Origin of the sequence: Janthinobacterium amylolyticum, assembly GCF_051380655.1 — a bacterium.
Classification (GTDB): domain Bacteria; phylum Pseudomonadota; class Gammaproteobacteria; order Burkholderiales; family Burkholderiaceae_D; genus Janthinobacterium.
The window spans coordinates 32,080-49,456 of record NZ_JBNYXL010000014.1 but is presented as its reverse complement, the minus strand read 5'-3'; the positions used below and the strand labels follow the sequence as shown (position 1 = coordinate 49,456).

Sequence of the window (17,377 nt, the reverse complement as noted above, 5' to 3'; positions counted from 1 at the left end):
TGCTGCTCCCTCTTAGCGCGACTGGCGCTGCAAGATGTTCGAGAATTCCTCGACGAAGCTCTCGAAGCGGATCGCCAGGCGGTCGATGTCATGCGAAAAGCGGTTGTAGGCGACGACGGCGGGAATCGCGGCGAACAGGCCGATGGCGGTGGCGATCAGCGCTTCGGCAATGCCGGGCGCGACGGCGGCCAGCGTGGCTTGCTGCACGTTGGCCAGGCCGCGGAAGGCGTTCATGATGCCCCACACGGTGCCCAGCAAGCCGATGTAGGGCGAGACGGAACCGACGGAGGCGAGGAAGGCCAGGTGCGATTCGAGTGCATCCATCTCGCGCTGGAAGGCGGCGCGCATGGCGCGGCGGGCGCCGTCGAGCACGGCGCCGACGTCCAGCGCTTCGCGCGTCGTGTACGAGGCCTTGCCCTTGATGAATTCGCCCATGCCGGCGTCGAAGATGCGGGCCAGCGCGCCGCTCTGGTCGCGGTTGCCGCTGGCGTTCTGGTGCAGCGCGTGCAGGTTGCCGCCGGCCCAGAAGCTGCGTTCAAACTCGATGGTTTGCTTGCGCGCCTGGCGCACGGCGAACATCTTGCGGAAAATATAGGTCCAGCTGGTCAGGGAAATCAGCAGCAGCAGGGCCATGATCAGTTGCACGATCAGGTGGGCATTGGAGATGAGCGCGAGGAAAGAAAGATCTTGTGTAACGTTCATTGGCTGGCAGTCTGTTGGGTGAATTGTCCGGGGGGGGCGGGTAGGGCTCAGGCGGCGCGCATGCGGGCCGCCACTGCATCGGGCACGGCGCGCGGGCGCAATGCCGAATCGACGCAGCCGATCTTGACGCGGGCCGTGTTGAGCAGGCTGTCGCCGCACCAGGCTTGTTGCAGGAAAACGATGGAGGCGCGCCCCATTTTTTCTATGCTTAACGTTAATCTTAACGTGTCATCGAGCCTGGCTGGCGCATGATAGTCGGCGTTGACGCTTTTGACAACGAACATCGCGTCGTGCTGTTGCAGCAATTCCTGCTGGCCCACGTCGATGGCGCGCAGCCATTCGGTGCGCGCGCGCTCAAAGAATTTCAGGTAGTTTGCGTAATAGACGATGCCGCCGGCGTCGGTGTCTTCATAGTAGACACGTACGTTCCAGGTAAAGACTGAAGGCATGTTTATTGCGCCAGTAGTGAGATTGAGCAACATTTTACGCGATTTTTCTTGTAGTGACTGAAAGCGTTTGCCGGAATGCCATGCAAAAGCGGCATGCAAGTTGCACCGCAGCATTGTAAATCCGGGGGGCGCAATGGCAAGCCTCGTAACATACGCTTACATGCCCTGGCCAGGTTTAAGTTCAGCTTAAGAACCGGCGCCTAGTCCCCGGGCGTGGCCCGCGGCGCGCCCGGGCTGCGGTGGCGCGCGGCGATTATAGCCGCACCGTTGCATTCCTTGCTCAATTTGGGCACTTAACTTACAATTTGCATTCCATTACGTCTCACGTGACTGGCGAAAAGTCGGGCGATCTTCCTCATCGGCGGTCGGCAAACCGGCGAAAGGTGGGCACCCACCGGGAAACGTGAGATTTTTCATCAGCCGTTCGCCTGGGTAGCCACTATGGAAAAGCACGAAGAGGCTGCCCGTCCAATGTTGTTATTCACTTAACGCCGGCTCCCCTCATTCGATCCAACCTGCCAGTACAAGCACCCTCATACTTGGAGTTTTTACATGTTTGCAAAAGATCATACCCTCGCCAACGTCGATCCTGAATTGTTCGCCGTCATTCAAAAAGAAAACACGCGCCAGCACGATCACATCGAACTGATCGCGTCGGAGAACTACACCTCGCCAGCCGTGATGGAAGCGCAAGGTTCGCAATTGACAAACAAGTACGCCGAAGGCTACCCGGGCAAGCGCTACTACGGCGGCTGCGAGTACGTCGATGTCGCCGAGCAACTGGCCATCGACCGTGTGAAGCAGCTGTTCGGCGCCGAATGCGCGAACGTGCAGCCGAACTCGGGCTCGCAGGCGAACCAGGGCGTGTTCTTCGCCATGTTGAAACCAGGCGACCTGATCATGGGTATGTCGCTGGCCGAAGGCGGCCACCTGACCCACGGCATGCCGCTGAACATGTCCGGCAAGTGGTTCGATGTTGTGTCCTATGGCTTGACGGCCGAAGAAGACATCGACTACGAAGCCATGGAACGCCTGGCCCGCGAACGCAAGCCAAAGCTGATCATCGCCGGTGCGTCCGCCTTCTCGAAAAAGATCGACTTCGAGCGCTTCGGCAAGATCGCCAAGGAAGTTGGCGCCTACTTCATGGTGGACATGGCCCACTACGCGGGCCTGATCGCCGCCGGCCTGTACCCGAACCCGGTGCCGTTCGCCGACTTCGTCACCTCGACCACGCACAAATCGCTGCGCGGCCCGCGCGGCGGCATCATCCTGATGAAGGCCGAACACGAAAAAGCCATCAACTCGGCCATCTTCCCTGGCATCCAGGGCGGCCCGCTGATGCACGTGATCGCCGGCAAGGCTGTTGCCTTCAAGGAAGCGCTGAGCCCCGAGTTCGTCGAATACCAGAAGCAAGTGGTCAAGAACGCCGACGTGCTGGCGAAGACCCTGATCAAGCGCGGCCTGCGTATCGTTTCCGGCGGCACCGAATCGCACGTCATGCTGGTCGACCTGCGCGCCAAGAACCTGACGGGCAAGGAAGCCGAAGCCATCCTCGGTTCCGCGCACATCACCTGCAACAAGAACGGTATTCCGAACGACCCGCAAAAACCCTTCGTCACCTCGGGTATCCGCCTGGGCAGCCCGGCGATGACGACGCGCGGTTTCAAGGAAGCGCAAGCGGAAGAAGTGGGCAACCTGATCGCCGACGTGCTGGACAATCCGCATGACGCCGCCACCATCGAACGCGTGAAAGCGGCCGTGAAAGTGCTGGCCGATGCCCATCCGGTATACGCAGCTTAAGAGCCTGTTCCGGTAAAGAATACATCCGCAGCAGACACCCCGCGGAAGCGGGTACTGCGTTGCCCGTCGTAGCATGGCTCGCCATGCGTCCTCCTCGCGCCTTGTCCGCGCGACCGATGAGCAATCTGCTGCAGACGCTCCTTACCGGAATAGTCTCTAATTGTTTGTCCAGAATGTGTCATACAGAGTAAGATTGTGTATGACACATTCCAGTCGTGCCCACGGGCGCCCGGAGTGATTCGGGCGCCCGTTGATTTAAGGGCGGCGATTTCCCGTAATTATTACTATAAAGTTGTAGCCAGCCCATGAAATGTCCATTTTGCCAGCACGGCGATACCCAGGTTCTCGATACGCGCGTATCGGAGGAAGGGGATGCCATCCGGCGCCGCCGCCGCTGCAGCAAGTGCGACAAGCGTTTTACCACCTACGAGCGCATTGAACTTATCATGCCGGCCGTCGTCAAAAAGAATGGCAGCCGGACGGAGTTCGCTGCGGATAAGTTGCGCGGCAGTTTGATGCTGGCCTTGCGCAAGCGCCCCGTCGCGGCCGCCTCCGTGGATACGGCCATCGCCTCCATCCAGGAAAAACTGCTGACCAGCGGCTTGCGTGAAGTCGATTCCGGTTATATCGGCGAACTCGTCATGCAGGAATTGAAGCGCCTCGACAAGATTGCGTATATCCGCTTCGCTTCCGTGTACAAGAACTTCGAAGACCTGGCCGAGTTCCAGGATGCGATTGCCGAAGTGGGGCAGGCGCGCAAGCCGTAGGCGGCGCGTTTTGCGCCGGGATGCTCTTGCCCCGTGCTCTTGCCCCGGTTTCTTATCGGTCTTGTGCCGGTCTCGTGCAGGGTGCTTGCCGGTTCCGTGCCGGTTTTGCGGGTTTTGCGGGTTTTTTTCGCCGGTTTCGCGGAAGCCGCCGGTTCCTGCTGGCAGTCTCCTGGATGCCCCGCGCTGCTGCTGCTGCTGCTGCGTCTGCTTCTGCTGCTGCGTCTGCTTCTGCTGCGGCTGCCGCTTCTGCGTTTTCTTCACGTGCCTGCAGCACGCTTGACCCTATCTGATTGAACCTTGCGGTGTATCAAATGGATGCGCCATGCCCGCCGCGCCGGGCGCCCGGCGTTTGCAGTCATCGCGGCGCGGCGCCGTGTCCGGGCTTTGCTTGTGTCTTGCGCGTGCCGGACACCGGCCCTCTGTGTCGCTGCGCGATTGCCGCCTCTCCTGAGGCGCCAGCGGCCGCGGCAGGTACCCGTCGCGGCACGTCTCCACCATGCATTTCTGCCAGCATCATCGGCGCGTGCCATGGTCGTTCCATCCAGCTATTTTTTCTGCTGGCAAGCCGGCTGATCAATACAAGTCCCGTTTTTGCTGTCTTTTTATCGCCATTCCACCGCCGTTTGCGCTAGCTCATGTCCAGATGTGCGCGCACGCCTATCGTGTAGCTGGGCCGCCTGTTCCTGCGACTCTTTCTGCGAAAAAGGAGTACTCGATGCGCAACGGCGGCCGCGGCATGGTGATGATGGGCGGCAGCACCCTGGTCGAGGTGCTGGTGTCGCTGCTCTTGCTGGCGCTGGGCCTGCTTGGCGCCAGCATCCTGCATCTGACTTCCCTGCGCGCGCGCCATGAATCGGCATTGCTGTCGAGCGCGGTGCAGCTGGCCGCCGGCATGGCCGAGCGCATGCGTGCGAATAGCGTGCTGATGCATGGCCCCGATGCCGGCAATGCCTATCTCGGCGTCTCCTATGAAGAGCCGCCTGACGGCGCCGCGCCTGCCCCGGCCGGTGGCCCCGCCTGTTTTGGCGCCGCCGCCTGCAGCGCCGTGCAGCTGGCGCAGTTCGATATCGCCGAATGGCGCCAGCAACTGCACGCAAGCCTGCCGGGCGCGCGCCTGCATATCTGCCGCGACGTTCAAGCGTGGGATGCGTCCGCGCAAGGTTTGCACTGGACGTGCAGCGGCGGCAAGGGCGCGCCCGTCGTCATCAAGCTGGGCTGGCGTGGCCGGCATGCCAATGGCCAGCCGGTCCAGAATGGCGATGGCGTCGCACTGCCCAAGCTGGCCTTGCAAGTGGGTGGGGGCGGGGCATGAACGGCGAGGCGGCCAGCCAAGCCGGCGGCAGCAGGCGCGGCCACCGTGGACACTGGCGCCGGCATGGCGGCCTGAGCTTGGTAGAAATGCTGGTGGGCATGGCGCTGGGTGCCTTGCTGATGCTTGCCGCCAGTGCCGTGCTGCTGGCGGCTGGCGGCAGCTACGCTGGCCAGTCCGCCAGCGCGCGTCTCGACGATAACGGCCGCTATGCGCTCGACACCATCGCCCGCGCCGTGCGGCAGACAGCCTATGTCAACTGGGACAGCAGCGCCGCGCCCGTCGCCCACGCCACGCATGACAGCGCCAATATCGCCGGACTTGACGCGCGCAGCCTGGGCAAGAACAGCGACGGCATCAGCCAGTCGCTGCCCGACGCCGTGCATGGCAGCGATGTGCTGGCCTTGCGCTATTACGGCGCGGGCGACGACGCCGGCGGCGATGGCTCCGTGCTCAATTGCGCCGGCTTCGGCGTGGGTGCCGCGCAAACGGAAGCCCAGCGGGGCTGGAGCATTTTCTATGTTGCCGAGGGTGCCGATGGCGAGGCCGAATTGCGCTGCAAATACCGTGGCGCCAATGGCTGGGGCGCCGATGCCATCATTCGCGGCGTCGACGGTTTTCAAGTTCTGTACGGCGTCGATACAGATACGCCTGCCGATGGCGTGGCCAACCGCTATGTCCATGCCAGCGCGCTGGATGCCTACGACGCCGCGCTGGTGCTGGTCGGGGCCAGCGCCGCGGAGCGCCAGCGCGACTTGTTCCGCCGCACGCACTGGAAGCGCATTGTCGGCGTGCGCGTGGCGTTGCTGCTGCATGGCGACTCTGGCGCCGTAGGCAAAGCCGATGACATGGGGCCGGCGCAGTTCGACCTGTTCGGCCAAGCGTATGCCGAGGCGCACGGCGCAGGCGATCCGGGCGTGCGCATTGTGCGGGCGGCGCTGCCCGCCGCGGCGCAGGGCCGGCCACGGCAGATGGTGCAGATGAGCATCATGCTGCGCAACGGCGGGAGTTAGCCATGACTGTCATCGCCATGGCCATTGCCAGTTGCCGAGCCGGACCCGAGCCCTTGCGCCAGCGGGGCGCCACCCTCGTCTACGTGCTGTGCTTGCTGGTCGTGGTCCTGCTGCTGGGCGTGTCGGCGGCGCAGATGGCCTTGCAGGGCGAAAAGGCGGCACGCGGCGAACGCGACCGGCATATCGCGTTCCAGGCCGCGGAGGAAGCGTTGCTCGATGCGCAGAACGATATCGAAGGCTTGCCCGGCGCGCCCGGGCGCAGCAGCCTGTTTGCGCCGGACAGCGCCGCCGGCTTCCTCGATGGCTGCGGCGAGGCGGGCAGTGGCCAGCTGGGCTTGTGCCTGGCGGCTGCCAAGGGCATGCCGCCGCTATGGCTGGCCATGGCGCTCGATGCGCCGGACGGCGCCAGTGGCAACCGCTTCGTGCCGCACGGGCACTATACGGGTGCGGCCATGCAGACGGGACAAGGCTATCTGCCGTTCCGGCGTCCCCGCTATCTGATCGAACTGTTGCCCTTCCATGCGCCGGGCGAGGAGGCGGGCACGCCTGAGGGCAAGCTGCTCAATCCCAGTTATCTGTACCGCATCACGGCCATCGGCTTCGGCGCGCAGGAAAGCACGCAGGTGGTGCTGCAAAGCTATTACCGCAAAGCGGCGGCGGGAGCGGGGCCGTGATGGCGCCGCAGCTTGGATGCGCTGATCCACGTGGACAGCCGCGTCGGGCTGTGCACTGGTCTTCATGCTTGCGCGCGGCGCGGGTCCGGCTGGCGGCCTGCCTGTGCTGCCGATGCTGCCTGCTTTGCCTGCTGTGCCTGTTTTTTCAGCCCGTGCAGGCGGCAACCCCGGCGGTGGCGCTGGAACGGGCCGATGCGGGCTTGCAGGGCGCCAGAGTGCCGCCGAACCTGCTGCTCAATCTGTCGCTTACGCATGCGGCGGCCGCTGCCGCGCATGGCGGCGAGTATCTGCCACAGCGCGAGTACGCCGGCTATTTCGACGCGCGCATGTGCTATGTGTATCCGTATCGCAGCAAGGATGGCGCCATGCTGCCGGATTTGCGCGTAGCGACCGCTTACTTCTCCGTGCTGAAGCCGGCCGATGCGCTGCATGGCTGTGGCGGCGATAGTTTCAGTGGCAATTTCCTGAACTGGGCCAGTGCCAGCATGCTCGACATCGTCCGCTATGCATTGACGGGCGGCGCGCGCGTCATCGATGAAGTGCGCAAGACGGTCCTGCAGCGGGCCTATCTGCCCGATGGCGCCAGCGGCCCGGATTTTTTCGCCCATGCCGATTATTTTCCGCGCAAGGTCTTGCGCCAGGGCGTGGCCGCCGCGACGCCATTTGCGCTGGCGCAAGTGGCCATCGTTTCTTGCCGCAACCGCCTGCTGTTTGGCGACGCCAGCCTGCCTGGCAGTGGCAGTGGCAGTTGCGACGCGCCCGGCGCAGCGGGCACGCATGGGGTGTTTTTGGCAAGGGTGCGCGTGTGCGATGCCAGCGAGGGACCGCTGCGCGGCGACTTGTGCCTGGCGTACGGCAAGCAATACAAGCCGGTCGGCGCCCTGCAGCGTCTGGGCGGCAGGGTGCGCGTGGGCGTCTTTGGCCATCTGAACGGCGTCCCGCCCGACGTCCCCCCTGTCGTCAGCCCTTCAGTCAGCCCTTCGGTCAACCATATGTATGGCGGCGTGCTGCGCGCGCCGCTGGCCCACGTAGGCCGGCAGCGCTGGCTGGCGCCCAGCTTCGTGGCGCAGGACAATCCCGATGCCGAATGGCATCCGCTGACGGGCGTGTTCCTCGAGCATGGCCACGGTGGCGGCCATGACGGCGGGGTGACCGCTTACATCAACGGCCTGGGCCACAGTAACCCGGCGCGCCAGGGCGCCTACGCGGGCGCGGCGCCGCTGGCCGAATTGCTGTACGAATCGTTGCGCTACCTGCAGGGGCGGCAGGCCAGTCCCGTGGTGCCGCCCGCCACGGCGCCGCCAGCCGTCGACGATGGCTTGCCGGTTGTAGACCAGTGGAGCGATCCGCAGACGGCCAGCTGCCAGCGCCATATTGTCGTCAGCCTTGGCGATGCGGGCATGGCCGCTGACCGCTACGTGCCAGGCAATCTTTCCGTCCCAGGCGGCGCCGTCCATGCCAGCGACCGCGCGCGTCCCACGGATGCCTTTGCGCTGCCCCCGCTCGATACCATGGCCTGGACCAGCGCCGTGGGGATGCTGGAAAGCGGTGGCGCGCAGGGCAATCCGGCGCCACGGCCCGAACTGGCCGGGCTGGAAATGCTGGCCGGCGGGGCGGATGGGGTCAGCTACCATGTGGCGGGCCTGGCGTACTGGTCGCATGTGCAGGCGCTGCGCCCCGGCGGCAAGGCCGATAGCGCCAACGCGGCGACGCTGGAGCACCATGCGGGCGACTTGCGCCGTAGCGAGCCGGCGACCATGCCCGCTGCCACGCCAACTGTCACGCCGCTGCTGCTGGCGGCCAAGTATGGCGGCTTTGCCGATACGAATGGCGATGCGAACCCGTTCAAGAGCGCCAGCGGCAGCGCCCTTGCCGAATGGAGCCTGGATGGTCGCTGGCCCAGACACTATTTGCCCGGCAGCGATCCTGTCGCCCTGATCGCCGGCTTGCGTGCCGCCTTTGTCGCCGCGGACAAGGCAACGCGGGTGTCCACGCTGGCAGGCCCCATGCTGATGGCGCCTGCCAGCGGCGGGGAAGAGGCGTACTGGTTCCAGACGCAGATGCGATCGGCGGACGGCAGCATGAGCGTATCGCGCTTCGCCTTCGCGGTGGCTGCCGATGGCGGCGTAAGCGCCGGCAAGCCGGTGTGGCGCGCGGGCGAGCTGACGCCAGCCACGCCTGCAGACACACCGGCCACCTTGCGTCCCGTCTACACGCTCGATGCGCAGGGCGCGTTGATGCCGCTGCTCTGGAAGCGCTTGAATCCGGCGCAGCGCAGTGCCTTCAGTGCTGGCGATGACAGCGGCGACGGGCAGGGCGACGCTCGCGGCGAGGCGCGGCTTGAGTATCTGCTGGGCAAACGCACGGATGAAGTGGGGTTGCCGGGTGGCTTCTTGCGCCGCCGCGCCGGCGGCCTGGGCGCTGCACCCTTCGGCAGTCTCGTGTACGTGGGCACGCCGGCGCCGGGCATGCCGGGCGCCGGTTACCAGTTGCACCGCAAGCTGCTGCAGCAGCGGCGCAAGATGCTTTACCTGGGGACAAACGATGGCTTGCTGCATGCCTTCGATGCGCGCACGGGCAGCGAACTGTTTGCATATTTGCCCCAGGCACTGCTGCGTGGCGCGGCGGGCGCTGCGAGTACTCACTACAGTCCCGCACCCTTGCTCGACGGCAGCGCGGCTGTAGCGGAAGTGCTGGCGCTGGGACACTGGAAAACGCTGCTGGTGTCGGGCATGGGTGGTGGCGCCCAGGGCGTGTTTGCGCTCGATATCACCGATCCGGCCCGCTTTGCGCAAGACGGTGCCGTGTGGGAATTTACCGACCTCGATGACAAACTGATCGGCAATGTGCGGGCGCCGCCGGCGTTTGCCCGGCTCAATATGGGTGGCAAGGAGGGCGTGCCGGCCTACCGCGACTTTGCCGTGGTGGCGAGCGGCTACAACAATTACAGTGCCGATGGCAAGGAAACGACGGCGCCTGCCGACGCTGCCGCCATCTTCCTGCTGGCACTGGACAAGGCCGTGGGCGCGCCGTGGCTCTTGGGCAGCAATTACTACCGGCTGAAAGTGCCGGTGGCCAGTGGCGGCGACGGCGGCCCCGATGCTGGCCAGGACGGGGGCGCCACTGCGCATGCGCTGGGGCCGCCCGTACTGCTGCCGGGCAGCAACGGTGCACTGGCCTATCTGTATGCGGGCGATTTGCAGGGCAATGTCTGGCGCTTCGACCTGTCAGGCGGGCCGCCGTGGAAAGACGGGGCGGGACGCAAGCTGGTCTTTGTCGCGCGCGATGCGCAAGGCCTGCGCCAGCCTGTGACGCAGCAGATCAAGGTGGCGTATGCGCCGGGCGGCGGCTATCTGCTGCTGTTTGGCACGGGCAAGCTGGTCGAGGCGGCAGATACCTGGCCTGGCGCCTTCCTGCCGCAAGCGTTCTATGCCGTCCATGACGATTTGCGCCAGCAATCGGCGACGCTCGGCCGTGCCGACCTGGAGCCGCGCTCGCTGGCCGTGGTGCCCGATGGACTGGCCCTTGAGGGCGCCGACCTGCGCTACACGGGCAGCGCCGCCATGCATGGCTGGTACCTGGATTTCATGGAGGCCGCGCAGACGGGGGAACGCAGCATCCACAGCCCCGCGCTGGCGGCGGGCAAGGTGATCTTCAATACCGTTTTACCGGGACGCGAGCCGTGCGCCCGGCCTGCCACGCGCCTGTATGCGCTGGACGTGCTGAGCGGTTTTGCCGCCGACGGCGCCGGCCTGGTGCAGGCGGGGGCGGTGACGGGCCGCCTGCTCGACGGCGTGGCACGGGCACCGCCGATGGTGCTGGAACTGAACAGTACGGTGGGCGCCGCCACGGCGACGGGACGCGCCGAGCTACGCAAGGAGTTGGCCGTGCTGCAACCGGGCTTGTCCGGTGCGGTGCTGCAGCCGCTCAAGGTATTCGGTGCGCCGCTGCCCGCCCGCCGCCTCAGCTGGCGCGAAGTGGCGAACTGGCGTGAATTGCACGAAGCGGCCAAGAAAAAGATGCCATGAAATTCATGGCAAAGAGCTTCCATGCAGGTTCGCGGCGCGCGGCAGGCCAGACAGCAACTGGCTTGGCAACTGGCTTGGCAACTGGCTTGGCTGCCGCAGCGGCAGCGGCAGCCGCAACGCCCCGCATTGGCACGTCGTGGTGCGGCGATCTGATTAAAATGATGGAAAGGGCGACACGTGACGGCGCTGCGGCGAGATGAACTGGCGTGGCGGGATGGCGGCGCGGGAGTCAGGCGGCCGGCGCAAGTCCTGCCGGCCGGGCGATGGCTGGCGTGGCGGCCACACGCCGTCGCACCGGGGTTCAGCCTGATCGAACTGCTGGCCGTGCTGGCGATCATCAGCGTGCTGCTGGCGCTGGCCGTGCCCGCCTATCACGGCCATATCGTGCGCGCTAAGCGGGTGCAAGGGCAGGCGGCGCTGTTGCGGCTGATGCAGCAGCAGGAGCGTTACTACACGCAAAATAATCGCTACCTGGCCTTTTCCTCGGCATCGCCAGCGCCGCAGGTCCAGCAATTTCCCTGGTGGTCAGGTGATGGCCCCGAGTCGGGCGCCTCCGTCAGTGCCTATGAAATCGAAGCCGTCGCCTGTCCCGGCATGAGCATCGGGCTCTGCGTGCTGTTGCGGGCCATGCCGGGGACGCCAAAGGTGGATGCGCACTTTCACGATGCCGAGTGCGGCGTCTTGTCCTTGAGCAGCACGGGCCAGCGGGGCAGCAGCGGCCCGGCCAGCCGTTGCTGGCCCTAGCCATGGCCGCCCTGCGCTGTCGCGATGCCAAACTTGCCAGCGGCTGGCGCCTGCGCGTCGCTTGCTGCGGGCCACCGAAGGGCCTGCGGCCATGGCGCGCGGGGCATACCTTGCTGGAATTGCTGGCCGTGCTGTCGATCGCCGCCATGCTGGCGGCCGCCACCCTGCCCAGTTTGCAGCATTTGCTGGCGCGCCAGCAAGTGCGCGTGGCGGCCATGGACTTGTATTCCGCGATTGAATTGACGCGGGCGCTGGCGATGGCGCGCGGCCAGCGCGTGCTGCTGATGCCGGCCGGTGCCGGTGGCGTGGACTGGCGCACGGGCTGGCTGGTATTCATCGACCGCAATGCCAACCTGGCTCTCGATGGCGGCGATGAACTGTTGTTTCGCCAGGGGCCGCTGGCGGCGGGCATCAACGTCCAGTTTGCCTTTTCTTCCGGCGCGACGCCGTTTTATATTGCCTACAATGGCGCGGGACGCGGTTGCAGTGCCACCAATAGCCTGGCGGCGCGCTGGGGCACGCTGTCCCTGCGGCTGGGCAGCCAGGTGCGCCATGTCAAGATCAATATGCTGGGCAGGGTGCGCGTCTGCGATCCACAGCAGCAGCCGCTCAATTGCAGCGGCGTGGCCGACAGCTGAAGACGGTCCGGGCGGCTTGTGCTGCCAGGGCCGGCCATGCCCGCAACGGCTAGCCATCGGTCACGGGCCAGGGAAATGTGGCGCCAGCCGCCAGCCGCCAGCCTGTGAGCAGGTGTGAATGTGGGAAAAGCTCTACTGCTGGATATAAATGGGCAGGAATCTTCCGCGCCCTGTTCCTGAAACCTGGCGCTACAGTCCGTCTGCCATGGTTCCCTTCCAACTTTGCCGGCGCTGGCAAGACGATGCCTGCCAAGCCAAGCCAAGCCAAGCCAAGCCAAGCCAAGCCAAGCCAAGCCAAGCCAAGCCAAGCCAAGCCAAGCCAAGCCAAGCCAAGCCAAGCCAAGCCAAACCAAACCAAACCAAACCAAACCATGCCATGCCAAGGCAAGGCAAGGCAAGGCAAGGCAAGGCAAGGCAAGGCAAGCGTCAACCGTCAACCGTCAACCGTCAACCGTCAAGCGGCAAGGCAAGGCAAGGCAAGGCAAGGCAAGGCAAGGCAAGCGCCAAGCGTCAAGGCGGCTGGGCGGCGATCGTCGCTCCCGCGATTTGCCCGATATTGCCTATAATGGCAGGCGCGCGGCATGCCGTGCCCCTCCTGTAGTGCCCATGCATGTGCCTATGCATGTGCCCATGCTGTGTGCGACGCCCGTGCAGGGCAGGGCAGGGCAGGGCTGGGTGGCCAGCGTGGCGCAGCCGCTCCGTCGATGCGGAAGCGGCATTTCGTCAATGGATGCGTAATAACCAAGAGCAAAGAAGCCTGTGGACATACTCAACGATATAGATGGCATGCGCCTGGCGCTGGAATGGGCGGCGCGCGGTTTATACACGACCTCGCCCAATCCCCGCATCGGCTGCGTTATCGTCAGGGATGGCCAGGTCATCGGCGCCGGCGTGACGCAGGCGGCGGGGCAGGATCATGCCGAGGTGCAAGCGCTGGCCAATGCGGCGGCGCGCGGCAACGATGTGCGCGGCGCCACGGCCTACGTGACCCTGGAACCATGCAACCACCATGGCCGTACGCCGCCGTGCTCGGACGCGCTGGTGCGCGCCGGCTTGGGCCGTGTCGTGGCCGCCATGACGGACCCGAATCCGCTGGTGGCGGGGCAGGGGCTGGCCAAGCTGGAAGCGGCCGGCATTGCCGTCACCACGGGCGTGCTGGCGGACGAAGCCCATGAAATGAATATCGGCTTTTTTTCGCGCATGCAGCGCGGCAAGCCCTGGGTGCGCATGAAAACGGCGGCCAGCCTCGACGGCATGACGGCCTTGCACAATGGCCAGAGCCAGTGGATCACGGGGCCGCAAGCGCGTGCCGATGGCCACGCCTGGCGCGCGCGCGCCTGTGCCATCCTGACGGGTATCGGCACGGTCAAGGCCGATGATCCGCAATTAAATGTGCGCGCCGTCGAGACGCCGCGCCAGCCGCGCCGCATCGTCATCGACAGCCGGCTCGACATCAGCCTTGACGCGCGTATCTTGCAAGGCGGCGGCACGTGGATCGTGGCGGCCGTCGCCAACCCGGAAAAGGAAGCGCAGCTGCTGGCGCTGGGCGCGGAAGTCATCGTGTTGCCGAACGCGGCCGGCAAGGTCGACCTGGCCGCCCTGATGCTGGAACTGGGCCGCCGGCAAATCAATGAAGTCCACGTCGAGGCGGGTGCCAAGCTGAACGGTTCGCTGATCCGCGAAGGCTGCGTCGACGAGCTGCTGGTATATCTGGCGCCCACTTTGCTGGGCGACGCGCAAGGCATGTTTGACTTGCCCGCATTGACGGATATCAAGCAGCAGCGCACTTTGCAATTTCACCAGGTTCAGCAAGTGGGCGAAGATGTGCGTATCCTTGCAAGATTCGCCCAGCGAAATTAATACTTTTACAATTTGATAGGGTTAGCTCCATGTTTACAGGAATTGTTGCCGCCATTGGCAAGATTGAAACCGTGCAAGCACTCGAAGGCGGCCTCGACGCAGGCGTGCGCCTGACTATCCACGCGGGCGGCTTGCCGCTGGCCGACGTGGCCCTGGGCGATTCGATCGCCATCAATGGCGCCTGCATGACGGTGGTGGAAAAGTCGGAGACGGGCTTTGCCGTCGACGTTTCGCGTGAAAGCCTCAATTGCACCGTGGGCCTGGACACGACCACGGAAGTGAACCTGGAAAAAGCCCTGACCCTGGCCGAGCGCCTGGGCGGCCACCTGGTGTCGGGCCATGTTGACGGCCTGGGCATCGTGCGCAAGTTCGAAGCCGTCGGCGAATCGTGGGAGCTGGTCATCGAGGCGCCGCACGAGCTGGCGAAGTACCTGGCCTTCAAGGGTTCCGTCGTCGTCAATGGCGTCTCCCTCACCGTCAATCGCGTGGAAGACCTGGGGGCCGGTGCCGTGAATGGCTGCCGTTTCTCGATCAACCTGATCCCACACACCATCGCCATGACGACCCTGAAGCACCTGACAGTCGATGGCAAGGTGAACCTGGAGATCGACCTGATCGCCCGCTATGTCGAGCGCATGTTGTCGCTGGATAAAAAAGCCTAAGCGATGTGCTCCTGCATGCAGCGTGCAGGGGCGGCAATTCCAGGCCTGTGACGGCCTGGTGGCGCGGCAAATATCCTCGCGTGTGTTGCTTTTCCGGCAGGCGCGCATACTATGAAGCTTTCCGCAGTGAAGGAATGTCATGGATCCGATCTCGCGCGCCACTCTGCCTAATGTCATACCGGCAACCCCACGTGTGGGCGATACGGCACCCGTCGCCCGCACGGCGTCCGTGCCCGCTGCCGGCGCGGCAATTCCCATTCCCATCCTGGCATCGACCCAGGTCGATATCTCGCCCCTGGGCCAGTTCCTGTCCGGCGTGGCCTTGTCGCGTCGGCAATTGCTGGCCTTGCAGGGCGCCACGGAGCAAGCCAGCGCGGCCAATACGCCAGTAAATGTCAACGACGACTTGCTGGCGCTTGCGCGGCAGCTGACGGAGTCGTTTGCCCAGCTGCAAACGAGCGGCATCGATGCCAGCCAGCTGGCGACGGCTGGCGATACGCCGGGCAGCCTGGCGCAGCGCTACGACTTGCTGGCGGGCGACGGCACGACCGATGCGGCCGCCGCGCTGGCGCAGGACGGCAATCTGCTCACGCAAGCGGGCCTGGGCCGCATCGGCATCGACTTGCGCAACGAAGACGTCGATGCTGCCACCTTGCAGGCGGCCTACGCGGCCAACAGCACCGCCACCCTGGATGCCTTGCAGCAGGGAACGGACGTGCTGGCGCAGGTGGGCGCCGTACTGGCCCAGCGGCAGGGCGCCCCGGTCGCTTCCGCCGTGGACGCCGACCTGAATGGCGAGGCGGTGGCCGCCAGCGCCCGTGCCGCGGGACAGGCGGCAACGCAGGCCACGGCGCAGGCGCCCGTGAACCAGCCAGGCCTGGAAACCGGGGCGGCGCCGGACCAGGCGCCGCTCGATGCCTTGGGGCAGCGGCAGCTGGAAGTGCGGCGGCAAATGGAAGGGGAAGAGCTGAGCCAGGATTTGCAAGAGGTGCGGCAGGCGGGGCAGGATCCCGCCGGCCTTCCTTCTGCCACGGCTGCCCGCGCCCAGCTGGCGCAGGCCGGCGAGGGGCAAACTCAGCAAACCCAGCAAGCTCAGCAAGCGCAACAAGCTCAGCAAGCTCAGCAAGCGCAACAAGCTCAGCAAGCGCAACAAGCTCAGCAAACTCAGCAAACTCAGCAAACCGAGCAAGCTCAACAAACCGAGCAAGCTCAACAAGCTCAACAAGCTCAACAAGCCCAGCAAACCCAGCAAGCCCAGCAAAGCAACGCCAGCCTGCAGCGGCAGCAAGCACTGCAGGCCGAGAGCGGCCAGGAGCGGCTGCAGGCGCAGCGCGCCGATGGCGTGCGTAGCGATGCCCAGCGCAGTGACGCCCAGCGCATCGAAGGTGATCGCCAGGCCGGATTGCAAGATGCGGCGCGCGTGGAGGATCTGCGTCAGGGCGGCTTGCGGCAGGCGCAGCAACTGCAGTCACGGCTGGAGGAGCAGGCACAAGTGGCGGCGGACGAGGCCATACGGGCCCAGTTGGCCGCGGACGATGCGCAAATGGTGGCGCGGGCGGCGAGTGAACGGGCGCAGTCGCTGGCGCGCACGGAGCAGCTGCAAGCCGATCAGGGCCTGGCGGCAACGGCGCAAGCCCAGTTGGCGCAGCAAAATGCGCAGGCGCAAGAGTTGGCCGCACAGAATGCGGGCATGGCCGTGCCGCCGCCGTCGTCGCAGGACCCGTCCGTGGCGGCTGCCATCGCTGCCTACAATTTGAATAATGCCGCCCTGAATCCCGGCCTGATGAACCGGTCGCTGCCTGCCGCCGACTCGCGGCTGCCGTTGGTGGCGCCTGTCGCTCCCGTGGAGCCTGTCAAGCCCGTAAACAAGATTTAGCGCTGCCTGATCCCCTGTCGCGGGATTCAGGCAGCGGACCCGGGGCTGCGGGACGCAAGCCAGCGTGATGCAAGGCAGGGAACGCAAGCCGGCGTGACTCAAGGCAGCAGGGTGGCATCCAGGGTAATGTTGGCTTTTAGTAACTTCGACACGGGACAGCCAGCCTTGGCCTTGCCCGTCAATTCCTCGAACCTGGCCTGGTCGGCGCCGGGAATCTTCGCTTTCAGGATCAGATGGACGGCCGTGATGGCAAAGCCGTCGTCGACCTTGTCCAGGGTCACTTCGGCCATCGTTTCCATCTTTTCCGCCGTCAGGCCCGCTTCGCCCAGGATCAGCGACAGGGCCATGGTGAAGCAGCCCGCGTGGGCGGCGCCGATCAATTCTTCGGGATTGGTGCCCGGCTTGCCTTCGAAGCGGCTGGCAAAGCCGTAGGGATATTCCTGCAAGGCGCCGCTGCGGGTGCTGATGGCGCCCTTGCCATCCTTGATGCCGCCTGACCAGATGGCCGAACCGTTGGTTTTCATGCTGCCGCTCCTGTGTGGGGTAATGCGAACATGGGGAAACGCCTGCCGTGGCGGAGCCGCGCGGCGCAAAGGGAGAAATCCGCACACGGCGCAAGCAGTGTTGCCTGGTGCTGACCAGACGATCTTATGCGCTTTGCAAGGTGGGCGGCGCGCGTTTTGCCGGCGTCTTGGCGTTGGATCAAAGAATCCGCGCTTCGTGGGGCAGGGGAGCGCCAGACGCGTGTGCCGCGCCTTGTTGCGGCATGGCGTTGCTGTGCTGTCTTATTTCAGGTCTGCAAGCGCTAAATCCTTTAAAATAGCAGGTTATAAGAAAATTCCCGCAAATCTGAGG

15 protein-coding genes and 1 riboswitch are annotated in these 17,377 nt (G+C 65.1%); of the genes, 12 read left to right on the top strand and 3 right to left on the bottom strand.

Annotation, left to right across the window (positions count from 1 at the left end):
* Positions 1–12: 12 nt before the first annotated feature.
* Both tolQ and ybgC read right to left on the bottom strand, forming a co-directional pair.
* On the bottom strand, positions 13–702 hold the full coding sequence (gene tolQ / locus ACQ4WR_RS25425) for a protein TolQ (RefSeq protein ID WP_102295049.1): 690 nt from the start codon (positions 700–702) through the stop codon (positions 13–15).
* A 47-nt stretch (positions 703–749) separates the two neighbouring features.
* Positions 750–1,151, bottom strand: a complete 402-nt coding sequence (gene ybgC / locus ACQ4WR_RS25420; RefSeq protein WP_102295051.1) for a tol-pal system-associated acyl-CoA thioesterase — start codon at positions 1,149–1,151, stop codon at positions 750–752.
* A gap of 316 nt (positions 1,152–1,467) precedes the next feature.
* Positions 1,468–1,592, top strand: a riboswitch (ZMP/ZTP riboswitch).
* 111 nt (positions 1,593–1,703) lie between these two features.
* Between ybgC and glyA the strand changes: the two genes are divergently transcribed.
* The 12 genes from glyA (at position 1,704) to ACQ4WR_RS25360 (ending at position 16,522) form a co-directional block, all read left to right on the top strand.
* A complete protein-coding gene (gene glyA / locus ACQ4WR_RS25415; protein WP_102295052.1) occupies positions 1,704–2,951 on the top strand; it encodes a serine hydroxymethyltransferase in 1,248 nt (415 codons plus the stop codon).
* Positions 2,952–3,256: 305 nt separating this feature from the next.
* A complete protein-coding gene (nrdR, locus tag ACQ4WR_RS25410; protein WP_071324704.1) occupies positions 3,257–3,718 on the top strand; it encodes a transcriptional regulator NrdR in 462 nt (153 codons plus the stop codon).
* Between the two features lie 715 nt (positions 3,719–4,433).
* Positions 4,434–5,030, top strand: a complete 597-nt coding sequence (gene pilV, locus ACQ4WR_RS25405; protein ID WP_436490690.1) for a type IV pilus modification protein PilV — start codon at positions 4,434–4,436, stop codon at positions 5,028–5,030.
* On the top strand, positions 5,027–6,040 hold the full coding sequence (locus tag ACQ4WR_RS25400) for a PilW family protein (protein ID WP_436490688.1): 1,014 nt from the start codon (positions 5,027–5,029) through the stop codon (positions 6,038–6,040). The genes pilV and ACQ4WR_RS25400 overlap by 4 nt, the downstream gene beginning before the upstream one ends.
* Before the next feature lie 2 nt (positions 6,041–6,042).
* Positions 6,043–6,714 (top strand): pilus assembly PilX family protein, encoded by a 672-nt coding sequence (locus ACQ4WR_RS25395; RefSeq protein WP_102295057.1) that lies wholly within the window; start codon positions 6,043–6,045, stop codon positions 6,712–6,714.
* 152 nt (positions 6,715–6,866) lie between these two features.
* Positions 6,867–10,742 carry a pilus assembly protein gene (locus tag ACQ4WR_RS25390; RefSeq protein ID WP_436490686.1) on the top strand — a complete coding sequence of 1,292 codons (3,876 nt, stop codon included), beginning with the start codon at positions 6,867–6,869 and terminating at the stop codon, positions 10,740–10,742.
* Between the two features lie 177 nt (positions 10,743–10,919).
* Complete coding sequence (locus ACQ4WR_RS25385; protein WP_436490684.1) at positions 10,920–11,486, top strand: type IV pilin protein; 567 nt, start codon at positions 10,920–10,922, stop codon at positions 11,484–11,486.
* A gap of 2 nt (positions 11,487–11,488) precedes the next feature.
* Positions 11,489–12,124, top strand: a complete 636-nt coding sequence (locus ACQ4WR_RS25380) for a GspH/FimT family pseudopilin (RefSeq protein ID WP_436490682.1) — start codon at positions 11,489–11,491, stop codon at positions 12,122–12,124.
* 148 nt (positions 12,125–12,272) lie between these two features.
* A complete protein-coding gene (locus ACQ4WR_RS25375; protein ID WP_436490680.1) occupies positions 12,273–12,725 on the top strand; it encodes a hypothetical protein in 453 nt (150 codons plus the stop codon).
* 185 nt (positions 12,726–12,910) lie between these two features.
* Positions 12,911–13,984, top strand: a complete 1,074-nt coding sequence (ribD, locus tag ACQ4WR_RS25370; RefSeq protein WP_180979489.1) for a bifunctional diaminohydroxyphosphoribosylaminopyrimidine deaminase/5-amino-6-(5-phosphoribosylamino)uracil reductase RibD — start codon at positions 12,911–12,913, stop codon at positions 13,982–13,984.
* Between the two features lie 29 nt (positions 13,985–14,013).
* A complete protein-coding gene (locus ACQ4WR_RS25365; RefSeq protein ID WP_102296489.1) occupies positions 14,014–14,646 on the top strand; it encodes a riboflavin synthase in 633 nt (210 codons plus the stop codon).
* 139 nt (positions 14,647–14,785) lie between these two features.
* Positions 14,786–16,522 (top strand): coiled-coil domain-containing protein, encoded by a 1,737-nt coding sequence (locus ACQ4WR_RS25360; protein ID WP_436490678.1) that lies wholly within the window; start codon positions 14,786–14,788, stop codon positions 16,520–16,522.
* A gap of 98 nt (positions 16,523–16,620) precedes the next feature.
* Here ACQ4WR_RS25360 and ACQ4WR_RS25355 read toward each other — a convergent pair whose 3' ends face one another.
* Entirely contained in the window at positions 16,621–17,046 is a 426-nt protein-coding gene (locus ACQ4WR_RS25355; protein ID WP_436490676.1) for an OsmC family protein, read from the bottom strand.
* Positions 17,047–17,377: the final 331 nt, after the last annotated feature.

Excerpts from the sequence above, each read along its gene's own strand:
- ybgC (WP_102295051.1), bottom strand. The coding sequence starts at position 1,151 with ATGCCTTCAGTCTTTACCTGGAACGTACGTGTCTACTATGAAGACACC.
- ribD (WP_180979489.1), top strand. The coding sequence starts at position 12,911 with ATGCGCCTGGCGCTGGAATGGGCGGCGCGCGGTTTATACACGACCTCG.
- nrdR (WP_071324704.1), top strand. The coding sequence starts at position 3,257 with ATGAAATGTCCATTTTGCCAGCACGGCGATACCCAGGTTCTCGATACG.
- pilV (WP_436490690.1), top strand. The coding sequence starts at position 4,434 with ATGCGCAACGGCGGCCGCGGCATGGTGATGATGGGCGGCAGCACCCTG.
- ACQ4WR_RS25375 (WP_436490680.1), top strand. The coding sequence starts at position 12,273 with ATGGGCAGGAATCTTCCGCGCCCTGTTCCTGAAACCTGGCGCTACAGT.
- ACQ4WR_RS25380 (WP_436490682.1), top strand. The coding sequence starts at position 11,489 with ATGGCCGCCCTGCGCTGTCGCGATGCCAAACTTGCCAGCGGCTGGCGC.
- tolQ (WP_102295049.1), bottom strand. The coding sequence starts at position 702 with ATGAACGTTACACAAGATCTTTCTTTCCTCGCGCTCATCTCCAATGCC.
- ACQ4WR_RS25400 (WP_436490688.1), top strand. The coding sequence starts at position 5,027 with ATGAACGGCGAGGCGGCCAGCCAAGCCGGCGGCAGCAGGCGCGGCCAC.
- glyA (WP_102295052.1), top strand. The coding sequence starts at position 1,704 with ATGTTTGCAAAAGATCATACCCTCGCCAACGTCGATCCTGAATTGTTC.
- ACQ4WR_RS25395 (WP_102295057.1), top strand. The coding sequence starts at position 6,043 with ATGACTGTCATCGCCATGGCCATTGCCAGTTGCCGAGCCGGACCCGAG.
- ACQ4WR_RS25365 (WP_102296489.1), top strand. The coding sequence starts at position 14,014 with ATGTTTACAGGAATTGTTGCCGCCATTGGCAAGATTGAAACCGTGCAA.
- ACQ4WR_RS25360 (WP_436490678.1), top strand. The coding sequence starts at position 14,786 with ATGGATCCGATCTCGCGCGCCACTCTGCCTAATGTCATACCGGCAACC.
- ACQ4WR_RS25355 (WP_436490676.1), bottom strand. The coding sequence starts at position 17,046 with ATGAAAACCAACGGTTCGGCCATCTGGTCAGGCGGCATCAAGGATGGC.